The organism is Sphingobacterium pedocola, assembly GCF_015209965.1.
In the GTDB taxonomy this organism is placed as follows: domain Bacteria; phylum Bacteroidota; class Bacteroidia; order Sphingobacteriales; family Sphingobacteriaceae; genus Sphingobacterium; species Sphingobacterium pedocola.
Map to the genome: position 1 here is coordinate 286598 of NZ_MU158692.1, position 25432 is coordinate 312029.

Consider the following 25432-nt stretch of genomic DNA (forward strand, 5'->3'; position numbering starts at 1 on the left):
AAAAAATTATTAATATCAAGCTAGCACCTATTTTATTACCTTTGTGTCAACACGGATAAATAACAGTTTTAATGAAAAAATTATTTCTATTAGACGGGATGGCTCTGATTTATAGAGCATACTTTGCATTAAATAAGGTGCCGAGATTGACAAGTTACGGTCTGAACACCGGTGCAATAATGGGATTCACCAATACCCTATTGGAAGTATTAAAAAATCATCAGCCTTCGCACATTGCGGTTGTGTTTGACACTGCTGCTCCCACTAACCGTCATTTAGAATTTGAAGCCTATAAAGCACACCGTCAGGAAATGCCCGAAGATCTGGCAACCTCAATACCCTATATCTTTCGTCTCATCGAGGGTTTTAACATTCCGATTATTACGATGGATGGCTACGAGGCAGACGATATCATCGGCACTTTGGCAAAAAAAGCAGAAAAAGAAGGGTTTACCGTGTACTGTATGACGCCCGATAAAGATTTTGGACAACTGGTCTCAGAATCGATTTTCATTCTTAAACCCGCACGCATGGGCAATGGAGCTGAGGTACTAGGTGTTCCCGAAATACTTGAAAAATGGGAAATAACGGATGTGAGCCAAGTTATAGACATTCTAGGCCTCTGGGGCGACGCTGTGGATAATATTCCGGGAATACCTGGAATTGGTGAAAAAACCGCAAAAAAATTAGTCCAAGAGTTTGGCTCTGTAGAGGGATTGATTGCCAATTCAGGTCTACTTAAAGGAAAGCAGAAAGAAAATGTTGAAAATTTTGCGCAGCAAGGATTAATTTCTAAAAAACTAGCTACGATACTGCTTGATGTTCCCGTCGATTTAGATGAGGAAGCCCTGGCATTAGATCAACCGAATAAGGAACTTTTGGAACCGCTGTTTGCAGAGCTGGAATTTAGAACACTCGGCAAACGTGTATTCGGGGACGATTTTACCATCGTTGATTCTCCCTCCAAATCTACTAACGGACAGATGGATCTGTTTGCAGCGATCAGTGAGACACCAGTGGATAGCAGCATACAAATACCAACACCGGTATCTCCTTCATTTAACATTTCAAATACCGTTCACGATTACATCTTAGTCGATACCCCTCAGGAAATAGAAAAACTAGCTAGCCTTCTCGCTGCCCAGCCCGGTTTCTGTTTCGATACGGAATCCACTAGCCTGGATGCACTGCAGGCAGAGATTGTCGGCTTATCCTTTGCATTTGAGGCGGGCAAGGCCTATTACGTTCCTACACCGCGCGACAAAGAAGAAGCACAAGCCGTTGTCGATACCTTCAAACCTGTTTTCGAAAATCCCGCGGTTCAAAAAATCGGACAGAATGTCAAATACGATTTACTTCTTCTGTCCAGGTACAACGTAAGCATACGTGGCCCATTATTTGACACTATGCTGGCCCATTACCTTATTGATCCCGATACACGCCACGGCATGGATATCCTTTCGGAAACCTATCTTGGCTACAGTCCAGTATCCATTACAGAACTAATCGGCGCAAAAGGTAAAAATCAAGGCAACATGCGCGATGTGGAAATCGAAAAAATAAAAGAATATGCAAGCGAAGATGCAGATATTACCTGGCAACTTCATGAAAAATTCAAACCCCTGTTGGAAAATACATTTACCAGAGACCTTGCTAACCAAGTAGAGTTTCCTTTGGTCTATGTCTTAGCCGAAATGGAAAAAACAGGTGTAAAAATAGATATCGACACACTCCGGACTTTTTCCAAATCCTTAGCGTGCGACATCGCAGTACTTGAGCGCACGATATATGAAAAAACGGGCGTAACGTTTAATATTGCATCTCCAAAACAACTTGGGGAAATCTTGTTTGATAAGCTTCAATTAGATCCGAAGGCAAAGAAAACAAAAACAGGACAATATAAAACCGGGGAAGACGTGTTATCTGCACTCGCGCACAAATCAGATATTGTGAAGGACATATTGGACTTTCGACAATTGCAGAAGCTTAAATCCACCTACGTGGATGCCCTGCCTAGTTTGATCAACCCAGACACCGGCCTCATTCATACATCCTACAATCAAGCTGTAGCCGCTACAGGACGTTTGAGTTCGACAAACCCTAACTTACAGAACATCCCGATCCGAACAGAAAAAGGACGCGAGGTACGCAAGGCATTTATCCCTAGAGCTGACGATCACGTGATCCTATCTGCCGATTATTCGCAGATCGAGCTCCGCATTATGGCAGAATTGAGTCAAGACGAAAACATGCTCGAAGCGTTTATACAGGGGCATGATATCCATCGTGCAACGGCAGCCAGAGTATATGGAATAGATCTGGATGAAGTTACCTCCGACCAGCGACGTAATGCCAAAGCAGTCAATTTTGGAATCATCTATGGGCAGTCTGCTTTTGGGCTTTCCCAAAGCTTAGGTATCCCCCGTCGAGAGGCTGCTGAAATAATCGATCAATATTTTGGACAGTACCACGGTATCCGCACCTACATGTCTAAAGCAATAGAATTTGCCAAAGAAAATGGTTATGTCGAGACGATTCTAAAACGTCGTAGGTACCTTCGTGATATCAATTCAGCAAATATGACGGTGAGGGGCTTTGCAGAGCGAAATGCAGTAAATGCACCAATTCAAGGATCTGCCGCCGATATGATCAAAGTGGCTATGATCAACATTCAAAAAGACATCCAGGATAAAAAATTATCGGGCAAGATGATTATGCAGGTGCACGATGAGTTGGTATTTGATATCCCTAAACATGAGATAGAAGAATTTAAAAGTATTATATTTGATAGAATGAAATCAGCGATCCCGATGCGCGTACCAATAGAGGTCGAAATCGGGACAGGTTCAAATTGGTTGGAAGCACATTAGAATTTTATGAGAAGATCCGTTCAACTTTTAATATACGTTATCCTATATGGAAACCTCTGTTGGGCACAACAAGATTCTGTGCATAAACCGATTTTCTTTGAGCGGGCACCTCAAGGTCTGACGCGATTTTTCTTTGACCAAAATTATTATTTAGTTGACAAAAATTGTCCATTCAAATATATTGAACGGGTCGTGGGTTTTATCCCGTCCACAAACCAATTTAATGGCGAGTTTAAAGATTTTGGACCCAATGGCCGCGTTCTTTTGACGGGCAACTATGTGAATGGAAAAAAAGACGGAACTTTTAAAGCATACCATCCCAACGGGAATTTGAAATGGGAAACAACGTTTAAAGATGGCGAATACCTCGGGGAATGGAACTTCTATTACCCCGATGGCAAACCCCTATTATTTTTGGAGTTTGACACTGCAGACTATGCCATCAAACAAATGTGGAATCAGAAAGCCAAGCAAATCGTAACCGATGGAGAAGGAAGATATGATTTTACGATGCCCATCATTGGATTTACAGAACATGGATTTACTTTTTACAATAGAAAAGGTACAATAAAAAAAGGGAAGCCGGATGGTCTATGGCAAGTGATGCTAGGCGACCATCAAAAGACGAACTATTACATCGGCGAAGAATACTATGAAAATGGCGCTCGTCATCGCGTTCATGTTGATCGTGACTTTTTCAACTATTATAGCGCCAGCCTCACGAATCTGAACGAATTCAGCATCCTCCCCAACGATTACTTTGGACTCGCCGAGCTGCTTCTCAGCAAGAATTGCTCTTTTGATGATTTTTCTGGCTTCTCGATTTACCTAGTTAAACGCTTCGAGACAGCGAGAAGATCTTTAAATCTTAAAATAAACGGTGATTTCCAAGCGACCATCCACTATAAAGTCGCTGTTTCCCCTAAAGAAGACCCCAAAGTAATTGACATTAAATTTCCCGATTCCATTCCTTCCAACAACAAAGAAGCATTGGAAACTCTCATTAAGGATGTACCTTATTACCTTCCTTCGTATAAGGATGGACAGGAAATAGATGATGTATTAACCGTTACATTTAACATTGTAAACAGCCCTGAAGAACTGATTTTTCACTCCGTGCGCATCAACCGGGAAAATGGAGAATAGTTAAAATAAATTTTCTAAGTTTGTAAAAAAATAGCAGTATGAAATATCCATGTAGCACAGACTGCACAAACAGGAATGATTAGGGTGTGGATATTCCATATGACAACTAAAAAACAGAATAAATACATATGAAATTTCACAAAGAAGGCTACACAAGCCTTGCGATTACCATTTTATTCATATTCATCATAAATGCAGTAGCAGATTATTATGATGCACCTGCTTCGGTCAAATGGATATTATATATTTTTTCGGCCTTTCTTTTTATTACCATCGTTCAATTTTTTAGGAGTCCTACAAAAAAAATTTCAGTGGAAGACAACATCATCTTGTGTCCGGCCGATGGCAAAGTGGTTGTAATTGAAGAAACGGAAGAGACGGAGTATTTTAAGGATAAGAGAATCCAGGTATCGATTTTCATGTCACCGGTCAACGTCCATGTGAATAGAAATCCCATTTCAGGTATTGTATCCTACTTTAAATATCATCCCGGCAAGTTTTTGGTGGCCTGGCATCCCAAATCTTCTACCGCTAACGAGCGTACAACAGTGGTCGTAAAGCATCAGAACAATACAGAAGTATTATTCCGTCAGATCGCTGGCGCACTGGCCCGTCGAATCGTGTGGTATGTAAAAGCAGGGGATACTGTAACACAAGGAAGTGAGTTCGGTTTTATAAAATTTGGCTCCCGCGTGGATCTCTTTTTACCGTTGGGCACCCAGATTGATGTTAACATAAACGATAAGGTTGTGGGCGGAAAAACGATAATAGCGAGATTTTAATATTATCTTAACATATATATCACTAATTTTAGGCTTCATTTTTTGAAGCTTTTTTTTTCGAAAGTGTCTATCAACGGCCATTAAGAACCGTCATGGAACATTTTTCACCATTTGTTTAGCTATCTATGGTGTTCAAGGCTCCCAAGATCGGTTCATAGCAGTTGATGTTACTATTAAACATGAAGGTTTTTATGAACTTTAGAGCATTGGTCTTCAGCTTATCTCTCGTATTCGCGGGATCGCTGGCTTTTACAAGTCTATTTTACGAAAATAACTGGACTCACTTTGTACTCATATTTTTCGTCTCGCTTGTGGTGAGTTACATCGCATTGGACAATATTTTCCAGACCTATATCAATAAAAGGATTAGTAATATTTACAAACTAATAAATAACCTGAAACTGGGTAAAGATATCCAAAATGTATTAGCACAACATTCCAGCGACGATCCCATTAAAGATGCAGAGCAAAAAGTACGCGATTGGGCAACACAGAAAGTCTCCGAAATTGACAAGCTCAAAGAGCAGGAGAAGTTCCGGAGAGAATTCCTGTCCAATATTTCGCACGAATTCAAAACACCCTTATTTTCGATACAGGGCTATATCGAGACCATGCAAGATGGTATGATAGAAGAAGATCAAGAGATGGCGCTTATCTTTTTGGATAAAGCAGCAAAAAACATCGATCGACTCACCTACCTGATCAATGATTTGGACGAAATCTCCAAATTGGAATCAGGGAAAATTTCGCTAAATATTCAAAAGTTTGATATTGTTTCCCTTATTACAGAGACCGCAGAACAATTAATCGACAAGGCGAAAAAGAACAACATTAGCCTCACCACCAATCTAAAAAATAACAACGCCATATTTGTAAAAGCCGATCGTTTAAAAATACAGCAGGTATTAATCAATTTAATTGATAATTCACTGAAATACGGCAAAATAAATGGCAAAACTACGATCAGTGTGTTTCCACTTATCGATCAAATTCTCGTGGAAGTAACCGACAACGGCTATGGAATTGAAGAAAAAAATTTATCCCGGGTTTTTGAACGATTCTATCGCACAGACAAAAGTCGATCGCGGGATATTGGGGGCTCCGGTCTAGGGCTTTCCATTGTTAAGCATATATTAGAAGCCCACCAACAAACGGTGAACGTAAGAAGTACAGAAGGAGTCGGCACCACGTTTGGATTTACGTTGGCAAAAAGTTGAAACAAATAAGACATTAAACCCGTTAAACTTAACATTAACTTAACATTAAGGTTATACTTTTGTAGCAAATATTTATCATTATGTCTTTAAATAGCATTTTTCAGTATTTTGTCCCAAAGGACAAAAAGTTCTTTCCCCTATTTGAACAGGCCGGAGCCAATTTGATCGAAATGGCGAAGTTGTTGAAAGAAAGTGTCAACAGCACAGACTTAGAGATCAGAAAAGAAATATCCAAAACGTTAGAAGACCTTGAACATACCGGCGATAACATTACCCACCAGATCCACTTAGAATTAGGTAGAAATTTCATCACTCCTTTTGATCGCGAAGATATTCATGCCTTAGCCAGTTCACTGGATGATGTTGCAGATTTTATCCACGGCGCTTCAAATAGAATGGAATTGTACAAAGTGGAGAAACCGAGTCAAGCTATGATTGAAATATCAGACTTGATACTGGAAGCTACCGAACATGTCGCTACGGCATTATACGAACTGAAAGACCTCAAAAACATCCGAAATATAACGGATTCTTGCGTACGGATTAATAGCGTAGAGAACAAAGCAGATTATATATTTGACAAAGCGGTAGCTGATCTTTTCGAATACGAAAAAGATGCCATTACGCTTATCAAATATAAAGAGGTATTATCAGCGATGGAGGATGCTACTGATAAATGCGAGGATGTGGCGAATGTATTAGAAAGCATTTTGGTTAAAAATGCATAACCTCATTTTATTAAAGCATAATATATTATGATAACAACATTATTAGTTGTCGTTATCGTTTTGGCTATTGCATTTGATTACATTAACGGTTTTCATGACGCAGCCAATTCTATTGCGACGGTAGTTTCGACCAAAGTGCTCACCCCTTTTATGGCCGTTCTTTGGGCAGCATTATTCAATTTTGCCGCTTATTTTTATTTTACAGATCACAAAGTAGCCAATACAATTGCCAAGACAGTCCTTGAACAATACATCACGCTAGAAGTTATTTTTGCTGGACTCGTAGCCGCGATTTCCTGGAATCTATTTACTTGGTATTATGGCATTCCGTCCAGTTCATCACACACCTTAATTGGAGGATTTGCGGGATCGGGCATGACATATGCGTTAATTCTAGGTGCAAATCCGCTTGAAGCGATCAATATCAGTGCAACATTAAAAATTATCTCCTTCATCGTCCTCGCGCCGGTGATCGGGATGGTGATATCCATCATCATTACATTAATCATTATTAATCTGGCCAAAAAATCACGTCCTTCTATTGCGGAGAAGTGGTTTAAAATCGGTCAGCTTATCTCCTCTGCGGCATTAAGTTTTGCACATGGAGGAAACGATGCACAAAAAGTTATGGGTATTATAGCTACCGCTTTAATTGCCCAGCAAGTGATCCCGAATTTTGAGTCTATGCCAGCTTGGGTACCTTTATCCTGTTATGTGGCTATCGCCGCGGGTACAATGAGCGGCGGATGGAAGATCGTAAAAACGATGGGTACTAAAATCACCAAAGTAACACCGTTGGAAGGCGTAAGTGCCGAAACAGCGGGGGCAATTACGTTGGGGATCACCGAACACTTTGGTATCCCAGCATCTACTACGCATACCATTACCGGTTCGATTATAGGGGTCGGCGTGGTGAAGCGTGTATCAGCGGTACGCTGGGGTGTCACGATAAGTTTGTTGTGGGCCTGGGTGCTTACCATTCCGGTTAGCGCGGTATTAGGTGGGGTCACGTTAGTGATCATTCACTACATTTTATAGTCTTTTACTGTCGTTTTATTACTACAATAAGAATGAATTATTGATTTTCAATGAAAAAGAGTTGAAAAAATTTGTATGATATCATTGTAATCAGTAATTTTAGCCAATATTTTGGTGTTAAGCGCTTTAATACAACAATATGACGCCCGCATTATTTTTGGCATCGTTATTGTTAAGTTATGTTAAATTGAGAACAATTAAAATTTTAATAACCTTTAAACAAAAGAGTATGAACTATTCTACAATTAAAAAAACAGCTGTTGCAGCTTCTCTAGTAGCCGCTTTAGGCTTTGCTGAGACTGCACAAGCTCAAACTCCTACTGTATTTGGCGGTAGATCACAATACAGAACTTGGTCAATCGGTGTACAAGGTGGTATCACTACTCCTAACGTATTAATCGGTGGATCAAACAACTTCGGTCAGAAAGTTGGTCTTTTCCAAAATAAAGTAGCTGAATACTACGGTTTAACTATCCGTAAACAATTCTCTCCTTTATTCGGTTTAGAATTAGAAGGTAACCGTGGTAACATCAAAACATATAACCACGATGTATCTGGTCCTGCTTCAGAGAACTCTTTAGGTGCTCAATCGGCAAAAACAGAAGTTAACTGGGCTGGTAGCTTGAATGGTGTATTCCAATTGGGTACAGTAGACTTCTTAAGAAGAGAAAATGCGGTTAATTTCTATGCTAAAGTAGGTTTAGGTGTGTTAGCGAACAATCCTGTACAATACGCAGACAATGACTTCTCTGGAACTGAGGTTTACAATGAAAAAGGTAACTGGGGTGAAGAAATTTTCGGAGATCGCGAGCCTGTTGGAGACAGAGATTTCAAATTAGCAGCTTATGTACCAGTAGGTGTAGGTGTTAAATTCAAATTATCTGAAGTAGTTGCGTTGAACTTAGGTTACACCATGAACTTCACTGACGATAACCGTTTATACGGACCTGGTCGTTCAGATGTTAAAGGTAAATTCTCCAACGTATACGGTGGTTTAGAATTCACTTTAGGATCACGTGATAAAGAAAACTTAACATTCACAAATCCAGTGGCTACATTATATGATGAATTAAAAGATCCATCATTACGTAATGAAGTTGAAGCATTAAAACAACGTGTTTCTACATTAGAAGGTACTGTTGATCAATTAGGTAAAGATTCTGACGGAGACGGTGTATCTGATAAATTTGACAAATGTCCTAACACGCCTGCAGGTACTGTAGTTGATGGTTCAGGATGTCCTATCAAATTCCCAGAGCCTGTTGTACAAAACAACCTTGGTCAAGGTGCTTACTATGCTCCAATTCAATTCGAATTTGATAGCTCTGTATTAAAAACTGAATCGTATTCAACTTTAGATAAATTAGCTAAAGAATTACGTGACGCGAATTCATCTGTTACATTAGACGGTTACGCTTCTGCAGAAGGTACAGAAGATTACAACTTGAACTTGTCTAAAGACCGCGCTAACGCAGTAAAACAATACTTAGTTAACGCTGGTGTAGCTGCTTCAAGCATCAATGCTAACGGTTACGGTGAAGCTAATCCAGTAGCATCTAATGCAACTGAGGAAGGTCGTGTTCAAAACCGTCGTGTTGACATCAAAAAATAATCTTACTGTTATATAACGTAAGATTGACACAAGAAAGCCGTTACTCAATGAGTAACGGCTTTTTTCATGTTAAACCTTCGCCTTTTATTACATTCCTATGTTAGGATGTGGAAAATAATTTGTAGTAACTTTACAGCGAAAAGTGTATTTTTCACTAAATAGTATAATATGGAAGAGGAATTTGAATTTGGATCTCCGGAAGAACAGAAACAATCTGTGGACCGTTATGAAGAAATGATTCGTAATGATGATCAGTATTTTTTCGATTCTACCGCGTTTGAAGGGATTATTGAATACTATACAGATAAAAATGATCCCATTAAGGCCTTACAGGTTGTCGATTATGCGATCAACCAACATCCTTATGCCACCTCCTTTTTACTTAAGAAAGCCCAGCTTTTAGCAAGTATTCAGCAGTTCGACGCAGCTTTATCATCGCTCGAAAAAGCAGAACTCTTAGAACCTTCAGAAGGAGACATCCATTTGATCAAAGGATCAATTTTAGCTTCTTTAGGAAGCTACAAGGAAGCCGAAGAAGCATTCTTCTACGCACTCTCGCATGCCGAAAACAGAGAGGACGTCTATTATCAACTCGCAGGCCTTTACCAAATACAGGGTGATTACAACAAAGCAATTACTTTTTTGAAAAAGAGCCTGGAGATCAACATGGAAAATCAAGATGCGTTATATGAATTGGCCTTCTGTTATGACATCTTAGACAAACAGGAAGAAAGTATCCTATTCTATTCGCAATATATCGACAATGAACCCTATTCCTATGCCGCATGGTATAATCTTGGAAACGCCTATCATAAGCTAAGCCGGTTTGAAGAAGCCATAGATGCATATGACTATGCAATATTGATCAAAGAAAATTTTGCTTCGGCATACTTTAATAAAGGTAACGCCCTCGTAAATTTAGATAAATATTCAGAAGCAATCCTTGTCTACAAACAGACTTTTGAATACGAGCCCCCTAATGCCGATACCTATTGTGCCATGGGCGAATGCTACGAAAAACTAGAGCAAATGGATACCGCACGCGATTACTATAAAAAGGCGGTAAAATTGGATAACACCATGGCAGATGCCTGGTTCGGAATAGGTGTCACGCTTGATTTTGAAGAACGCTATTTTGAATCGCTGCACTTCTATAAAAAAGCCTTGGAAATAGATGACGAAAATCCAGATTATTGGTTTGCAATAGCCGATGCGCGATACAAATTGGGACAAATCGAGGAATCCGAAATAGCGTATGGCAAAGTTGTAGAGTTAAACCCTACCGATATAGAGGCTTGGCTTGATTTTTCATCCATTTACTTCGAACAGAAGAAATACCAGGAAGCGATCGAAACCATGTCGGAAGCCATAAAATGCAATCCCGAATCAGCGGAGCTATACTATCGGCTGGTGGCCTATCTCTTTGCCAATGGCCAATATAACGATGCCCTTAATTTCCTGGAGTTAGGTTTAGCCATATCGCCCGACAAGCATTATATCCTATTTGATTATCTACCTCAATTACAAGGGAATCAAATAATCGTCGACATCATTAAAAAATATTCATCCGATAAATGAAGAAATTTGGTTTGATTGGATATCCACTTGGACATTCATTTTCTAAAAAATATTACCTCGAAAAATTTGACAAGGAACATATTGAAGGTATTAATTACGATCTATATGCCATAGAAGATATTCAGGAATTCCAAAACCTGTACAGCAATGACGCTGGTTTTTATGGCTTTAATGTAACCATCCCCCATAAACTCACCGTGATGCAGTTTATCAACGAGCTTTCTGCCGAAGCGCAGGAAATCAACGCGGTCAATTGCATTAAAATTCAAAGAGAAGGAGATAACATATACCTAAAAGGCTTTAATACCGACGCGTTTGGTTTTGAAGAATCCCTCAAGCCGTTGCTAACGCCCGCACATAAACAGGCTCTCGTATTGGGTAACGGAGGAGCCGCAAAGGCCATAATATATACGCTTAAAAAATTAAACATTCCATACCTGATCATCAGCCGTACCAAGGAAAATGGCGACATGACTTACGGCGAACTAAAGAAGGTCGATTTAAAAGATTATCAAGTCATTATCAATTGTTCGCCGGTTGGCACCTTCCCCCATGTGGAGGATGCTCCCGATATAAACTACGAACAATTATCAGCAGATCATCTGTTGTACGATCTGATTTATAATCCTGTCGAAACACGTTTCCTACAAAAGGGAAAAGAAAAAGGTGCTTTAATTAAAAATGGATATGACATGCTTATTCTCCAAGCAGAAAAGAACTGGGAGATTTGGAACAATGAAGAATAACATGCGGATAAGTGTTGCATCTCTTTTTGTCGCTCTTGTGTTTATCGGTTGCCAGCAGACAACTTACACCCCAAAGCCCAGAGGCTTTTTTAAGGTTGATTTTCCAGAAAGAGCGTATATAGAAGCGCGTACCGGTTGTCCATTTTACATAGAAATACCCGCTTATTCCATACTTGGTAAAGACCCCTCCCAAAATACACAAGACTGTTGGAAAAACCTGGATTTTCCGCAATTCAATGCACGTCTGCATCTCAGCTATTACCGTATCAGTGCATCTGCACCATTTGATTACCTTACCGAAGATGCGCGTACGTTTGTATTCAAACATACCTCTAAAGCGACCTCCATTGATCAAAAACGCATTCAAGATCCCCATCGTCAGATCTATGGCGTGGAGTATGCAATCCGCGGCAATACGGCTTCCAATTATCAATTTTACATTTCGGACAGTACCACACATTACCTAAGAGGCGCTTTATACTTCAACGAAAAGCCGCATCTAGATTCTATTCAGCCCGTTTTAGATTTTCTGAAAGAAGATATTCGCCACATCATTTCTACTATTAGGTGGAAATAATTCCCTAAATTTATCTAAGTTTGAGGTATGATAAAAATTGAAACTTTCGTCTTTAACCCTTATCAGGAAAACACGTATATACTATATGACGAACAGCAAAACTGCATCATCGTCGACCCCGGTATGCACAATCCTACCGAGGAGCAGAAAATCAAATCTTTTATCGAATCGAATGCACTCTCCCCAATTTTACTATTAAACACCCACTGCCACATAGATCATGTATTGGGTAACAGGTTTGTATTTGATGAGTGGGGGTTAAAGCCTCAATTGCATGAGGGCGAAGTACCCGTATTGGTAGCCGTACAGAATTATGCCCCTCAAATGGGAATCCGGTACGAGGTTTCTCCAATTCCAGACACCTTTTTAACCGAGCATGATACGATACAACTGGGGAAACACGAACTGCGTATTATTTTTGCTCCGGGGCATTCTCCCGCACACTTGTGCTTTTATTCAGCAGCATTCGGATTTTTAATCGGAGGCGATGTCTTATTTAGAAGTAGCATCGGACGCACAGATCTGCCGGGAGGAGACCACGATACACTATTGAGCAGTATTTCGACCAAGATCTATACGCTCCCGAACGATACGATCATCTATCCGGGGCATGGCCCTACCACAACTATCGAAGTTGAAAAAAACACCAATCCATATATTAGGGGATGAGGCAGATAAGAGTTCCTTTACTATTTGCATTTAGGTATCTTTTTTCGAAGAAATCAGTGAATGCCATTAATATTATTTCGCTGATCAGCGTGGTGGGTGTTTTCGTCAGCACCGCGGCATTGGTTATTGTGCTTTCCTTTTACAATGGAATGGAAAGCTTTATACTTTCCATGTACAGCACATTTACGCCCGAGTTACGTATCGAACCCACAAAGGGCAAAGTTTTTTCTACCGATAGTCCCGAGTTTAAAAAAATAGCTGTAGATGCACGCATAAAAAGCTATTGCGAAGTGCTCGAAGACAAGATACTGCTCCAATACGACAATCAGCAGTTTATCGGGCAATTAAAAGGGGTGGATCCTGAAGAATTATCCAAACAAGGGACAGAGAACGTTCTCCATACCGGGAATTATACCCTTCAAACGGACACCACATACCATGCCCTTATTGGTGCACAGGTACAGGCCAACCTCAAAGTGCCCGTATCCGGGATCTATAATACCATTGAATTGTTTTCTCCCCGCAAAGGAACTTCCGTGAGTAGCGTAAATCCGTTGGATGATTTCAATTCACGTAAAATTAGCCTGAGTGGCGTCTTGACCTATCAACCCGAATTCGATAATCTCGTGATTGTGCCGCTGGAATTTGCGCGCGACTTGCTCGGCGAAACGGATAAAATCACAGCGGTGGAGATCTTTTTGACCGATTCCCTACATGCTAAAGCTGTGCAGCGTGAAATCCAACATACTTTGGGGCCAGACTTTAGGGTAAAAAGTAGAGAAGAGCAAAACCCCACATTGTATAAAACCATAAAATCCGAGAAATGGATTGTATTCTTTATCCTTACCTTTATTGGGATCATCGCGATATTCAATATCGTAGGATCATTGACGATGCTCGTGATAGATAAGAAAGACGACATGAAGGTGCTTCAAAGCTTAGGCGCCGAGCAGTCCATGATAGAGCGTATATTCTTTATTGAAGGAATCCTTATCTCCCTCATTGGTGGCGTCGTAGGCATAATAGTCGGGTACGTATTCTGTAAATTACAAGAAACCTACGGATTTATACGCACCGGAGAAATGGATGGTTCACTAATCGATGTGTATCCCGTAGATATTCGTTCGGAAGATTTCGTGCTGGTATTTGTGACGGTAGCTACCTTATCGTTAATTGTAGCTTACTTCTCCTCTAAATTGAGTGTAAGAGAAATTGGCAGTGCTTAATATTTCAATTTTTCGCGGCTCCAGTCACCCCTTTTTATTTGTTGGATCAATTCCCCCCAGGCAAATGGATTCAATAATGGATTATTAAACCGTTGATTGATGTTCTTATTGTTCATTATGCTGTGTCTTTGCAACGAGTTATAACTCTGGATTTCTTCCGCACTTCGAGGTACTATTCTTGCCAAGGCGGCCAAAGCCTCGGGAGTAAGGTTTTTTCGTGCCGCTGCAATGTTGTCGTCTCCCAGATTCAACGCCATAAATTCAGAAAGATATTGTTCATAACTTGCCCAAGGAAAGGGTGTTATAGCCGGCAGCTCAATGACCAAGCTTTGCATATTAATATGAGCCGTATGTTTATCTAGATCGGTCGCTGGAATAACAAACACGACAGGATCATATCCCACGGAGCTAAACCGAATCGTATCACCTACGTGCGCTACAAAAGAAAAGTAACCATCATTGTTAGAGACGAAAATCTGATTTTTAAAGGAGGTATTTGTAATGGACACATATGCTACAGGAAGCTCAGATCCAACGGAGGTAATCAAGCCACTAAATTGTACTATTTTCCGCTCCTGCGCGTGGACTGTTAAAAACAGGCCGAATGTCAAGAAAAGGATTAAGCTATGTCTAAAGTTATTTGGCATCTTAACAAAACTAAAGAAATAAGTTTGTCACCGTTGTTAAAATGTGTTAATCACTACACAACAATTCTATTACAATTCATTCGGTAAAGTAGCGTTAGGATCATTGATATCGGTGATATTGATCGCTTCTACGGCCACTATTTCCGGAACAGCCTTCTTAATCGCCTGTTCAAGCCCCGCTTTAAATGTCATGATACTCATAGAACAACTCGCGCAGGCCCCCAATAATTTCAGCCTCACCACATTGTCTGCTGTTATTTCTTCAATACTAACGTTACCCCCATCCGTTTCGAGATAAGGTCTAATGGTATCTAATGCTTGTTCGACTCGTTCTGTTAAGGTCATTCTTATTCCAATTACTATTATTAAGTGTAAACATACGCATTTTTATTTTCATACTCAATGTTGAATCAATTTATTGGCAATACCATGACATGCAAAATAATCCCGCTGCCCTGTTCGGAACCAATGCATATTCACCTAACAATTAGGTCGGCCTAAAACATATAGCCCAATTGGTTAAACTTTGTTAAACTCCTTCGAGACGGCAATAGTAATCCATTAAAATCAAGTAAATTGCGCTTCAAAAATTAATTGAATATTAGTGTTAATTGACGTATCTTTGTAAAATGTTTTTAAATAAGCGAATAGGAGTATTAACTGTCTTTCTGGTCACCATTTTCTTTTTTACTGGCTGTAAAAGTAAATTTGAAAAATTACGCAATAGTAATAATATTGCGATGAAGTACCAAGAAGCCGTTAAATTATATGAAAAAGGGAAGTATTCGAAGGCTTTGATTCTATTTGATGATTTGATCCAAAAATACCGTGGCCGTTCCGAAGCGGAAGATTTGTATTATTTCATGGCTTATACCAACTACAGACTGAGAGATTACACGTCTGCGCGCTTTCACTTTAAGCGATTTGCAGAAACCTATCCAGGCAGTGCAAGAGCAGAAGAATGTCTATTCATGTCTGCATATTGTTACTATGTAGAATCTCCCCGGTCAAATTTAGACCAAGAGAATACAAGAAAAGCGATCGACGAATTGCAGCTCTTCATATTTAGATATCCGGAAGCCGAAAAAGCAAAAGAAGCGGGTGATTTAATTCAGGATCTACGGGATAAACTGGAGAAAAAAGCCTTCGATAATGCCAAGCTATATTTCAATATGGGTTTAGCAGATGACTACCGCGCAGCAGTAATTGCATTAGAGAATGTCTTAAAAGAATATCCAGATACCAAATACGCGGAGGAAATTGAATATTTAATGGTGAAATCGCAATACCTGTTTGCGGACAACAGTTATGTTAATCGTCAGGAAAAACGGTTTAACGAGGCAATAGACTACTACAATCTATTCATAAACAATTATCCGGAGAGCAAACACAGATCCGAATTGGACGGCTTAAAAGCAAGCGCTGACAAAAAGATTTTAATTGCCATTCGCCGATTGGACGAAATAAATAAACAAATTGAAGAGCGGGAAAAAGAACTTGGAATCACACCTTTACAAGAACTTTCAGAAGCAAACAGTACCACTAATTAGTAAGAATTTTCATAATATATTAACAATATGAGTCAATTAAAGAATAACGCTGTTCCTAATTCCACTGTCACACGGGATTTAAGAGAGTTTGATAAAACGACTGATAACCTCTATGAGTCTATCGTTGTAATCAGTAAAAGAGCAAATCAAATTGGGGTAGAGGTTAAAGAAGAATTAACATCGAAGTTAGCTGAATTTGCAAGTAGCAATGACAACTTAGAGGAGGTATTTGAAAATCGCGAGCAAATTGAAATATCAAAACATTACGAGCGTTTACCAAAACCTTCTTTAGTCGCTATCGATGAGTTTTTGAACGACAAAGTGTATTTCAGAAACCCCGCTACAGAACAAGAATAAGCTAAGGGCACCATGTCTTTGAAAGACAAAAATATTTTGCTGGGTGTATGCGGCAGTATTGCCGCATACAAAATAGCTTCCCTAATACGACTCCTTGTAAAAGCCGAAGCGCGTATCCAGGTAGTAATGACTCCTGATGCCACGCAATTTATTACACCCCTAACACTTTCTACCCTCTCCAATAATCCCGTTTTAGTAGATTATTTTAACCCCAAAACAGGTGAATGGAATAATCACGTTCATTTGGGTCTACAATCCGATTTAATTATCATAGCACCCGCCTCGGCCAATACCATCGGAAAGCTGGCCAATGGACTCTGCGACAATTTATTGACGGCAATCTATCTCTCGGCCAAATGTCCGGTATATTTAGCCCCCGCAATGGATCTAGATATGTGGAAACACGCTTCTACGCAACGTAATATTGCTCTTCTCGAATCCTATGGAAATGTCGTTATCCCTCCGGGAAATGGAGAATTAGCCAGTGGATTAGTTGGAGAAGGCCGTCTCGCCGAACCCGAAGAAATACTGTCTTTTTTATTGGAAGATACCGCGACAGCGCTTCCGTTAAAAGGCAAACGAGCCCTTGTAACAGCCGGCCCTACTCACGAAGCTATCGATCCCGTCCGATTTATCGGTAATCATTCCAGCGGTAAAATGGGTTACGCGATCGCTACCACCTTGGAGCGCCTAGGTGCTCATGTTATCTTGGTGAGCGGTCCTACAAACCTGCTCCCCCCTCATAACGTAACGAAGTTAGCCGTGCAATCCGCAGCAGAGATGTTTGCTGCCTGTAAAGCTGAATTTGAACATGCTGATATCATTGTAATGAGTGCCGCAGTAGCAGATTACACTCCGACAGAAGTAGCCGATCAAAAAATTAAAAAAAAGGCAGAAGACTTTAGCATAGCGTTGAAAAAAACGACGGACATACTTGCTACATTGGGTAGAGAAAAGAGAACCGATCAAACGTTGGTTGGATTTGCACTCGAAACGAACAACGAACTCGAACATGCAATTGATAAATTACAGCGCAAGAATCTAGATCTGATCGTATTAAACTCCATGCAAGATAAAGGCGCTGGCTTTGCCACAGACACCAATAAAATTACCATTATCAATCGTGCTGGAGACATTGAAAGCTACGATCTAAAATCAAAAGAAGACGTTGCAAAAGATATTTGTGCGCGTATTATCGAGCACCAGAATGCCGTATAAATTAAGGCGACGCCCGAATCGTCTCCTTTACATCGATGCCACTATCCAGTGAAGTAAAAAACCAAAAGCAAAAAAAAATTTCTAAGTTTGTCTATGAAGAATTTCAAGCAATATTTTGTTATTCCGTCGAGTCCTGCGGAGATCTACCTTGCGCTTACCACCGAAATTACCATTCGTCTCTGGACGGGGGATACTGTAGAAATAGATCCTCAGGTTGGGGGAGAATTTTCCTTATGGGATGGCGCTATCACGGGGCGCTTCCTCGAATTAGAACCCGGTAAAAAGATCGTGCAGCAATGGTATTTCGGCGAGCAGGAAGAGCCTTCTATCGTAACCATAAAACTCCATGAACATAAGAAAGGCACCTCCTTCGAAGTAAACCATATTAACATTCCCGATGATGCGTATGACGAAATTGCAGCAGGCTGGGAGTCGGAATATGTAGAAAGTTTAATTGATTTTTATACGGAGGAGTAATAGCAGAAAAAGGGAGCTAATATCTTCCTCTTTCTGCTATTATTTTTTTACTCTTTATACCCCTCAAAGCTAATTTCTCCTAAGCTCATAAACTGTGCGTTAAATCCATTTTTAAAAGAAACCCTCACATATTTTGTTTGCAGAGCTGTGGCCAAGTCAAAGCTAACCACCGCCCTTGCTACATTTGAGGTATTCGTAAAAGATTGATGCGTCGTAAATGTCTTCCCATCCGAGCTTGTCTGCAAATCAAACTCTTTAGGTGCCCCGCTACCGTTGTTATGGCGTATATTCAAAATTAACTTGGTTAGCAGCAACTCCTGATTAAACGTAATAGTCGCTTCATGGGGCCAAGGTGGGATTGCTCCAGACCAAGGTGTATGCCAGAAAGTCTCTGTATTTCCGTCAATCAATGCAGGTCCACCACCGCCGTCCCCCTCATGGTTGGCACTCACAACAACTGACCATCCTGTTTTAGAAGCAGCAGTATTAAAAGTCGTCAAGGAAGGATTGTAGACATAATTAAGCGTGTTTAAAAGTATTCTTCCATAAACATCCTCGTATTCCACCTCAATATTTTTGGTAGAACTGCCCACTACTGCGGGAAAAGTGACCAAAGTGTTTCCAACAACCTCTTCAATAGCGGTTCCGCTAGCGGTAGGATAAGTCACTTTAATTTTCTTTACTCCAATATTTGAATTGGTGAGTGCATTCAAAGTTACAATACCCAAAAAAGGAGTGACTGTTGTACCTTCAAGTTGGTAACTATAAACGTACTGTAGTTGTTTCGACACTTTACGGCCTACGTTATCTTCCAGCTCTATATTGACGCTATTTGTTCCGTCCTTTGCTTCAAATAATCCAGAAATATTTTCTTCTGCACTCTGCAAAAGCAAATCAGCAGTTCCCCCCAATATTTTTGGATAGGTAACCGTCACTGTAATATCAGCTAGATTGGGGTTATATAGATTTATACGCATTTGTCCTTCATACAGAAACGGGCTTTCTGCATTTGCAATTACTTCTTCGATAATATACCCTTTATTACTTACACTCGTCTTTGCCATTTTAGATACTACGGCATTTGATGCGTAGGATATTAAGACAAAATCATGATTACCCTGCTCCTTGGTTACAAAGACCCCGTCCTCGGTAAAATCGGTAAACTCTACGGATTTCTCCACGTCTTGATCTTTAAATGATATGACGACTTTCACCGTCTTATCGCTCATTTCAGGCCATTTGACTACATATTTATAATCGTATCCTCCTACCAACGTTACATCAGTAGGTTTAGCTATCACATCAATATTTCCCTGCTCTTCGCCTTGCTCCACGACAGGCAGCAGCAGATCCTGTTTCGTGCATCCCATCCATAGGAATGAACAAATTAGAAACAAACCTATATTATTTAATCTTTTCATGATTATTGTTCAAAAAACTCACCTAAGAAATTATTTAAAAACTCAGTTCCTGGCATTTTCCAGTCATCATTTATCTCCAATTGTAGCCAGTAGAAAATCTCTGTAAATAAATCTATATTTTGAAGATAGACCGCATCATCCGACGCCGTACATATACTATAGTTTTTAATAAAAATAATACTCGGATTTCCTGATAACGCTAAATTAGGATAACTACTATTATCCACCTCGTTTATCCAATTATTACCACCAAAATTTGAGTAATGTGCTAATAAATTACTATATAGTTCATTCTCTTCGCCAACTCTACTTAAACATGCAATTTGTCTAACTTCTGATTCAGTTAACGATTTATTCCAGACACGCAAATCAGAAATTAAATAATTAGGTATTGCAAAGAAATTAGATATGTTTGTAAAACCAATTGTAAGAGGCTCTTGATTTTCAAACGCGACCAAACCCATCGCTATTGTTTGAGAGGCAGCTTTGACACCGTCAACGTATACATCAACCATAGTAGACGAGTTACTTAATTCTTTATAAGAAAGAGCATAATGATGCCACTCACCATCCGTACCTCTGGGAAAAGGAACTGAAATAGACGTAGCTCCATTACTAAAATTATACATAAAATCAGTACCATAGCCCCCACTGTAAAGATTCCACCCTTTTGTGCTACTACGTTCATCCGCATCTTTGCCAAGAATCATGTTATACGTGAAGTTGTACTGCATATTCCAGAACCCTTCCGGTTCTAATTTTATTTTATAATCATAGGTTATTGATTTTGAAGACAACGTCGATGCATTAAAAACGTCACTTCCCGTCCCTGCTGGGGACTGCGCTCGTACTCCCATTTTTTCAATCCTTCGAGGTCTGTCGGTCGAGCTATAGTAATTGTATGTTCCTGGCAAATAGCCATTGGCATGAAAGTAAGTCATTGACTCTGCTTTTAATTCCAGCGGCTTAAAACCCTTGTTATAATACAGACTAAATGTGTTGATTTCGTTATCACTGACTCCTCCGATGCTCCCCTCTGTACTTCCACCATGTGGCGAAGTGATTACAATAAGCCAACTTTCCTTTTCAAAATTATCGCCCGCCTCAATTGCAGCTACTATGCTACCAATATAGGCATCAATCTGATCTAGGGCCGCTTTATATTTTACATTTTGCACCACAAAACCACCATCCTTACCCGCATCCAGCAATCCATTAAATTGTACGATAGATAGATCCGGCTTTTGGTCCGTTAATAGTGCTATTGCTTTTTGCTCCACACCCTTATCCGATGACTCCACGTTATTAAAATCCGCATCGGCCAATAACATATTGCTCATAGTTAGGTTTTGCACCACTGTCGCCGTTTTAAGTCGCTTGTTTGTCCCCTCAATACGATTTATTAGCGATGGCGTAAACTCCAATGGTGCATGATCATCTTCCAAATCAATTGAAGGCATATAAGACTCCTGTATGATTTTATGTTGAGAGGAAGGATAACCCGTAAGGAGAGATGCCCAACTTGCCGGACTGTCCGTATTTTGATCCGCTTTCGCCTCATAAGAATATTTACTATGCTCCATCAATTTTCCGATTGTGGTAGGCTTATATTCTTTAATCTGTGATCCGACCAGCCCATCCACAGCAATCACTAACACTTTCCGCTTCATTGCTGTATCTACTTCAGCCGTATATTCTTCGAATTGTGGTTCCGGATTCGCAAACTTCGTACAGGAAGAAGCCAGAGCAAGTCCAGTAACAGTTAACAAGAAGAACGTTCTATTAAGTTTGATCATATATTTCATACAAAAGTCCTTTAATTCGATTCATAAAAAGCACCCGCCTCTGCAATAGCCGTATGGGCCTCTCCTCCCCAATTATTTTCCGTGAATGCGAATCGTATATAGCGAATTTCCTCCACAGCATCGAACTTCATCTCCGCCCTATTTTTACGACCGCCGGCATCAGTATTCGCTGTAGAGATTATTAATTCCCCACGATCTATCCATGGAGCATTCTCAGAAATTTTTGTAAATATTCGTGTTGCCCTTCTGAACGTATTATTTTGTCTGTTTTGGTAATAAACGCCACGTATTGCTTGCGGACTTTTCATGTCCAAATCAAGAAATGTGGGACTCGCCACAGAAGCCGTCGTATTTGGGGTACAAGTACCATAACAAGTATGCCAATAGGTATCCAGTTTTCCATCACTCAAGCTCGGGAAGCCTCCGCCCTCCGCTGCACTTGCCATATTCGAGCTCCAGACGAAATCTGATCCAATAATATCATATTTAGGGTCCAGTTCATCATTTCCGCCAGTGTTTGTCAACGGATTATACGTCCATATTTTAGTAGTCATACCAGGATAGGTATTACGCATATCCCGTTTTGCCGCGCTGCTCACCCGGATACCCCACGCATCCATAAAGCGCGCATAATCATTCCCTGTAAATTCACAGAGCGTCCTATAAAAAAAGTCCATTTTTGCTTCATTTAATGAGAATACGTAGCCCGAGTTTCTGGCCTTCGTATAAATGAAAGTCCAAAAATCCCACCCTGATTCGCCATTCTTACCCTGCACTTTATTGAATATTTGTAAAAACGGCGTCAATCTTAGAAATGGTTCTTCTCCTGTATTAAAGTCCTTCGCAGCATTCTTGGCAGCAAATTCCAATCCTCTTGGAATATCCCTGCTCACGGCACCATGTGCCGCAATCCCTGGATTGCCTAAGCGGTGTGCTCCACGAAATACAAACAAGTTATTTGTAGTTTCGCCCAGCGCAGACCAGCTCCACGTCGATCCCATCTGATAGTTGTGACCTATTTCGTGATAGGTTCCCCATGCCCCATCGATCGTTCCACTAAAAATATAATCGGCATTGGAGAACTGCATAAACCAATGCTTATCTTGCGTGGCCATCCAAGGCTGTCCTGCGTGCGCATAAGCTGGCTTTCGCAATTGAATATCAAGCACACCGCGTTCTGGTAATTCAGGCCACGCATTTTTTGGATCTGGATTTCCTTTAGTTAGCCCCATCCAAGCGTAATAATCCTTCTCATAAATATCATTCCACGCTATCAGGGTCTCTGCAACTTTAAGTTCGTTTCTATATTGAAGGACCATTGAACGCGGAACTGTAAAAATAGCGCGTCCTGAGCGAAGTTCAAGCCAAGGTACATCGTTATTCGCAACATCCTGTAACCACTGCTCTTGATTACTCTTACCCAAAATAAAATCCGATGTACGTGCAACATTGCTGAATTTCAAGCCCACGGGTTGGCTGATCGCAATAGCCGCATGAATCCAAATAATACCACCATACGGATTACGCACATAGTTGGTACCGGGAAATAATTCTTTCACTGTGTAAATAACGGGATCTCTACGCAATGGCTCTTCCCCTGTTAAATTCACGGTGTGTGCACCCACTTGGACTGTCAAGCCCGTCACCCCTGTTGGTACCACAATTTTTACATTCTCACCTGCCGGGGCATATAGGCCAGTACTAAAGATCGGTCTTGGCGTCACCGAAATTTTCAAATCCGAATTCTTGATATATCGAAAATCCAAATCCAAGGAGACGAGTGTATCCTGTATGCGTTTAGCACTTGCCCCGACCAAGCCAGGATAAATACGGGCCCGATCTAGCATAGATTTATCTACATAATTTAAACTGGTATCATTGGGATTTTCACCATCGGTATCGCCCGATTGGAATCCATTTTCGAAATCATAGCCATACTTACCACACGATACAAATATCAAGAGTAAAATAACTGCGATTATGCTTTTCTTAATTATGTTCATAATATAAATTATATAATAATTAGTATTCAAAAACTTTATATGGAGGAGTCCATGCCTGCCCTTTCAGTTGCCATTTTTCCTGTGGTAAGACTCCAAACCATTGATAAATAAATAGAGGGATATCAATTAAATTCGGAACCAACTTAAATGTAGACTCATTGATGTCTGGTATAATAAATGGAACCGATTCGTCAAATGTCGACCAACTACTTTTGTTGATTATAGTCATATTTCCAGCTTTGCCAGATACATCAGTCAATACAGCCTTCCCATTATCATTATACATTGGCCAATAACCCTGTAAATTATTATAATATGGGGAATTGTCCGGCTTAACCATAGCCAATCCACTATATTTTCTTACATCGTCATCACTGAAGGCGATATTATAAAACTGAAAATTACACACTGTAAAATCTCCCGTATTATATTCAGAACCGGGATGTCTTCCGAAAATAAGTGGAAACGTATTTGTCAAGTTGCTCGTCCCAGCATTCGTTTCATCTGAAAGTTCGCCATCTGTATATATTTTCGATCGATTATTAGTACGATCAATTATAGCCGTCACGACATGCCATTTACCATCATTAATCAATTTAGAGACGAGTTTCTTACCTGATCCATTGTGACCCAATTCTGCTTTTCCGCCCGCCATTAAAACCTGCCAGCCGGGAACAGCTCCATCATCAAATTTTGGTCGCTTCATAAAAATAGCCGGATAATTATTTACCTCATCAATCACATTTTGCTTAAAAAAGAACGTGATGGTCGCACTTTCATTTCCGGCAATATTCAATTTCGACGCATCATCCAATCTGGCGGCCATCGCCTGAACACCATCAGTACTATACAGCAAACGCATGCCCGCTCCACTGAAAGGAATGGTCTTCGTACTAGGTTTTGCAATATATTTGCGGCCGAATTTTGGAGAATAAAAATATGTAAACGTATTTTGGATCGACTTACCGAAAACGGTATTATCTGTGTTTGATTGATCTGCGGTAATTTCACCTCCTATGCTCGAGGTCAAAATCACCACCCAGTTTTCATTCGCATAATTAGTTCTGGATTTTAGGGCATTGATTAATTCCCCTAACTGCACATCCAATTGCGTAATTGCTTCAACATATTTTATATCATTAGTTTCATAAGAGTTAGCTTCACCTATTACATAGGGGTTGCTCAAATGACTTATCACTAAACTCGATTCTGTCGTAGCCATAGCATTTTTTGCTTTGTTCACGACCTCAGTATCACTGGCTACCACTTCTTTCTTATCAACATCCTTTAATAACGTAGAACTAACTACAGCTGAAGTCGTATAAGCTTCGCTCGTGAAGTCAACATCATTCGCTTTAAGTCTTGTTACAAAAGTAGGAGCCGCTTTCAAATCAATACTACTCAAGTCACTACTCACTTTGTGTACATCTGGATGAACGCCCGTGAAAAGATTAGCCAAGCCAATCGGTTGGGTGAAATTTTCGGTAGCATAATCTGCTAAGGAACTATTTGTATACAATGCGTTCCGGGCGATAACTCTTAAATTCTCCGGCTCCAGATCTGTTAAAACTTCACCACGTAAACCATCAACAACTACTAGCAAAACTTTATTTTTGGAGATGCTAACGTCGGTGGATCCGTAATCTTCCTTCAATAGATTTGGGAAATCCTTATTACAGGACGACAAGACCAAGATCGAAAAAGTCATCAGAAATCCGACTTTAACATTTATAAATATGTTTCTCATATTCAACACCTTAAAATG

22 protein-coding genes are annotated in these 25432 nt (G+C 40.2%); 16 read left to right on the top strand and 6 right to left on the bottom strand.

The annotated features are described in order from the left end of the window. The first annotated feature begins 71 nt into the window (after positions 1–71). The 12 genes from polA to C4F40_RS19475 all read left to right on the top strand — a co-directional run bounded on the left by polA (position 72) and on the right by C4F40_RS19475 (position 14189). Complete coding sequence (polA, locus tag C4F40_RS19420; RefSeq protein ID WP_196941079.1) at positions 72–2870, top strand: DNA polymerase I; 2799 nt, start codon at positions 72–74, stop codon at positions 2868–2870. Positions 2871–2876: 6 nt separating this feature from the next. Next, positions 2877–4016: a toxin-antitoxin system YwqK family antitoxin gene (locus tag C4F40_RS19425; RefSeq protein WP_196941080.1), complete on the top strand. Its 1140-nt coding sequence runs from the start codon at positions 2877–2879 to the stop codon at positions 4014–4016. A 128-nt stretch (positions 4017–4144) separates the two neighbouring features. Next, positions 4145–4798: a phosphatidylserine decarboxylase family protein gene (locus tag C4F40_RS19430; protein WP_196941081.1), complete on the top strand. Its 654-nt coding sequence runs from the start codon at positions 4145–4147 to the stop codon at positions 4796–4798. A 191-nt stretch (positions 4799–4989) separates the two neighbouring features. After that, positions 4990–6015 carry a sensor histidine kinase gene (locus tag C4F40_RS19435; protein ID WP_196941082.1) on the top strand — a complete coding sequence of 342 codons (1026 nt, stop codon included), beginning with the start codon at positions 4990–4992 and terminating at the stop codon, positions 6013–6015. Positions 6016–6095: 80 nt separating this feature from the next. After that, positions 6096–6743 carry a DUF47 domain-containing protein gene (locus tag C4F40_RS19440; protein ID WP_196941083.1) on the top strand — a complete coding sequence of 216 codons (648 nt, stop codon included), beginning with the start codon at positions 6096–6098 and terminating at the stop codon, positions 6741–6743. Positions 6744–6770: 27 nt separating this feature from the next. After that, positions 6771–7781, top strand: a complete 1011-nt coding sequence (locus C4F40_RS19445; RefSeq protein WP_196941084.1) for an inorganic phosphate transporter — start codon at positions 6771–6773, stop codon at positions 7779–7781. A gap of 229 nt (positions 7782–8010) precedes the next feature. Further along, complete coding sequence (locus C4F40_RS19450) at positions 8011–9393, top strand: OmpA family protein (RefSeq protein WP_196941119.1); 1383 nt, start codon at positions 8011–8013, stop codon at positions 9391–9393. 168 nt (positions 9394–9561) lie between these two features. Beyond that, entirely contained in the window at positions 9562–10971 is a 1410-nt protein-coding gene (locus C4F40_RS19455; RefSeq protein WP_196941085.1) for a tetratricopeptide repeat protein, read from the top strand. Next, positions 10968–11717 (top strand): shikimate dehydrogenase family protein, encoded by a 750-nt coding sequence (locus tag C4F40_RS19460; RefSeq protein ID WP_196941086.1) that lies wholly within the window; start codon positions 10968–10970, stop codon positions 11715–11717. The genes C4F40_RS19455 and C4F40_RS19460 overlap by 4 nt, the downstream gene beginning before the upstream one ends. Beyond that, on the top strand, positions 11707–12294 hold the full coding sequence (gene gldD / locus C4F40_RS19465) for a gliding motility lipoprotein GldD (RefSeq protein WP_196941087.1): 588 nt from the start codon (positions 11707–11709) through the stop codon (positions 12292–12294). The genes C4F40_RS19460 and gldD overlap by 11 nt, the downstream gene beginning before the upstream one ends. Before the next feature lie 27 nt (positions 12295–12321). Then, positions 12322–12963, top strand: a complete 642-nt coding sequence (locus tag C4F40_RS19470) for an MBL fold metallo-hydrolase (RefSeq protein WP_196941088.1) — start codon at positions 12322–12324, stop codon at positions 12961–12963. Then, complete coding sequence (locus C4F40_RS19475) at positions 12960–14189, top strand: FtsX-like permease family protein (RefSeq protein ID WP_196941089.1); 1230 nt, start codon at positions 12960–12962, stop codon at positions 14187–14189. The genes C4F40_RS19470 and C4F40_RS19475 overlap by 4 nt, the downstream gene beginning before the upstream one ends. Here C4F40_RS19475 and C4F40_RS19480 read toward each other — a convergent pair. Together C4F40_RS19480 and C4F40_RS19485 are read right to left on the bottom strand one after the other, a co-directional pair. Beyond that, positions 14186–14836, bottom strand: a complete 651-nt coding sequence (locus C4F40_RS19480) for a peptidase associated/transthyretin-like domain-containing protein (protein ID WP_196941090.1) — start codon at positions 14834–14836, stop codon at positions 14186–14188. The genes C4F40_RS19475 and C4F40_RS19480 overlap by 4 nt on opposite strands. Before the next feature lie 69 nt (positions 14837–14905). Then, positions 14906–15181, bottom strand: a complete 276-nt coding sequence (locus C4F40_RS19485) for a NifU family protein (RefSeq protein WP_196941091.1) — start codon at positions 15179–15181, stop codon at positions 14906–14908. Between the two features lie 284 nt (positions 15182–15465). Here C4F40_RS19485 and C4F40_RS19490 point away from each other — a divergent pair, with 284 nt between their 5' ends. The 4 genes from C4F40_RS19490 (at position 15466) to C4F40_RS19505 (ending at position 18438) form a co-directional block, all read left to right on the top strand. Further along, positions 15466–16386, top strand: coding sequence for an outer membrane protein assembly factor BamD (locus tag C4F40_RS19490; protein ID WP_196941092.1), 921 nt, complete (start codon positions 15466–15468; stop codon positions 16384–16386). Between the two features lie 27 nt (positions 16387–16413). After that, positions 16414–16743, top strand: coding sequence for a DNA-directed RNA polymerase subunit omega (locus C4F40_RS19495; protein ID WP_196941093.1), 330 nt, complete (start codon positions 16414–16416; stop codon positions 16741–16743). Between the two features lie 12 nt (positions 16744–16755). Next, entirely contained in the window at positions 16756–17961 is a 1206-nt protein-coding gene (coaBC, locus tag C4F40_RS19500) for a bifunctional phosphopantothenoylcysteine decarboxylase/phosphopantothenate--cysteine ligase CoaBC (RefSeq protein WP_196941094.1), read from the top strand. 93 nt (positions 17962–18054) lie between these two features. Further along, the gene (locus tag C4F40_RS19505; protein WP_196941095.1) at positions 18055–18438 is read left to right on the top strand and encodes an SRPBCC domain-containing protein; all 384 of its coding nucleotides are present in this window, start codon (positions 18055–18057) and stop codon (positions 18436–18438) included. A gap of 47 nt (positions 18439–18485) precedes the next feature. On the opposite strand, the gene C4F40_RS19510 is transcribed toward C4F40_RS19505, so the two are convergent. Genes C4F40_RS19510 through C4F40_RS19525 form a run of 4 tightly spaced genes read right to left on the bottom strand, consistent with a single transcriptional unit; the run spans position 18486 to position 25414 of the window. Then, positions 18486–19859 (bottom strand): discoidin domain-containing protein, encoded by a 1374-nt coding sequence (locus C4F40_RS19510; RefSeq protein WP_196941096.1) that lies wholly within the window; start codon positions 19857–19859, stop codon positions 18486–18488. A 2-nt stretch (positions 19860–19861) separates the two neighbouring features. Further along, on the bottom strand, positions 19862–21664 hold the full coding sequence (locus C4F40_RS19515; protein ID WP_196941097.1) for a LamG-like jellyroll fold domain-containing protein: 1803 nt from the start codon (positions 21662–21664) through the stop codon (positions 19862–19864). A gap of 11 nt (positions 21665–21675) precedes the next feature. Further along, complete coding sequence (locus tag C4F40_RS19520; protein WP_231390144.1) at positions 21676–23667, bottom strand: M60 family metallopeptidase; 1992 nt, start codon at positions 23665–23667, stop codon at positions 21676–21678. Between the two features lie 19 nt (positions 23668–23686). Next, positions 23687–25414 (bottom strand): LamG-like jellyroll fold domain-containing protein, encoded by a 1728-nt coding sequence (locus C4F40_RS19525; RefSeq protein ID WP_196941098.1) that lies wholly within the window; start codon positions 25412–25414, stop codon positions 23687–23689. Positions 25415–25432 lie beyond the last annotated feature (18 nt).

Coding starts and splice junctions, on each gene's coding strand:
- C4F40_RS19480 (WP_196941090.1), bottom strand. CDS start 14,836: ATGCCAAATAACTTTAGACATAGCTTAATCCTTTTCTTGACATTCGGC.
- gldD (WP_196941087.1), top strand. CDS start 11,707: ATGAAGAATAACATGCGGATAAGTGTTGCATCTCTTTTTGTCGCTCTT.
- polA (WP_196941079.1), top strand. CDS start 72: ATGAAAAAATTATTTCTATTAGACGGGATGGCTCTGATTTATAGAGCA.
- coaBC (WP_196941094.1), top strand. CDS start 16,756: ATGTCTTTGAAAGACAAAAATATTTTGCTGGGTGTATGCGGCAGTATT.
- C4F40_RS19520 (WP_231390144.1), bottom strand. CDS start 23,667: ATGAACATAATTAAGAAAAGCATAATCGCAGTTATTTTACTCTTGATA.
- C4F40_RS19440 (WP_196941083.1), top strand. CDS start 6,096: ATGTCTTTAAATAGCATTTTTCAGTATTTTGTCCCAAAGGACAAAAAG.
- C4F40_RS19425 (WP_196941080.1), top strand. CDS start 2,877: ATGAGAAGATCCGTTCAACTTTTAATATACGTTATCCTATATGGAAAC.
- C4F40_RS19455 (WP_196941085.1), top strand. CDS start 9,562: ATGGAAGAGGAATTTGAATTTGGATCTCCGGAAGAACAGAAACAATCT.
- C4F40_RS19490 (WP_196941092.1), top strand. CDS start 15,466: ATGTTTTTAAATAAGCGAATAGGAGTATTAACTGTCTTTCTGGTCACC.
- C4F40_RS19435 (WP_196941082.1), top strand. CDS start 4,990: ATGAACTTTAGAGCATTGGTCTTCAGCTTATCTCTCGTATTCGCGGGA.
- C4F40_RS19510 (WP_196941096.1), bottom strand. CDS start 19,859: ATGAAAAGATTAAATAATATAGGTTTGTTTCTAATTTGTTCATTCCTA.
- C4F40_RS19430 (WP_196941081.1), top strand. CDS start 4,145: ATGAAATTTCACAAAGAAGGCTACACAAGCCTTGCGATTACCATTTTA.
- C4F40_RS19525 (WP_196941098.1), bottom strand. CDS start 25,414: ATGAGAAACATATTTATAAATGTTAAAGTCGGATTTCTGATGACTTTT.
- C4F40_RS19470 (WP_196941088.1), top strand. CDS start 12,322: ATGATAAAAATTGAAACTTTCGTCTTTAACCCTTATCAGGAAAACACG.
- C4F40_RS19515 (WP_196941097.1), bottom strand. CDS start 21,664: ATGAAATATATGATCAAACTTAATAGAACGTTCTTCTTGTTAACTGTT.
- C4F40_RS19450 (WP_196941119.1), top strand. CDS start 8,011: ATGAACTATTCTACAATTAAAAAAACAGCTGTTGCAGCTTCTCTAGTA.
- C4F40_RS19505 (WP_196941095.1), top strand. CDS start 18,055: ATGAAGAATTTCAAGCAATATTTTGTTATTCCGTCGAGTCCTGCGGAG.
- C4F40_RS19485 (WP_196941091.1), bottom strand. CDS start 15,181: ATGACCTTAACAGAACGAGTCGAACAAGCATTAGATACCATTAGACCT.
- C4F40_RS19475 (WP_196941089.1), top strand. CDS start 12,960: ATGAGGCAGATAAGAGTTCCTTTACTATTTGCATTTAGGTATCTTTTT.
- C4F40_RS19445 (WP_196941084.1), top strand. CDS start 6,771: ATGATAACAACATTATTAGTTGTCGTTATCGTTTTGGCTATTGCATTT.
- C4F40_RS19460 (WP_196941086.1), top strand. CDS start 10,968: ATGAAGAAATTTGGTTTGATTGGATATCCACTTGGACATTCATTTTCT.
- C4F40_RS19495 (WP_196941093.1), top strand. CDS start 16,414: ATGAGTCAATTAAAGAATAACGCTGTTCCTAATTCCACTGTCACACGG.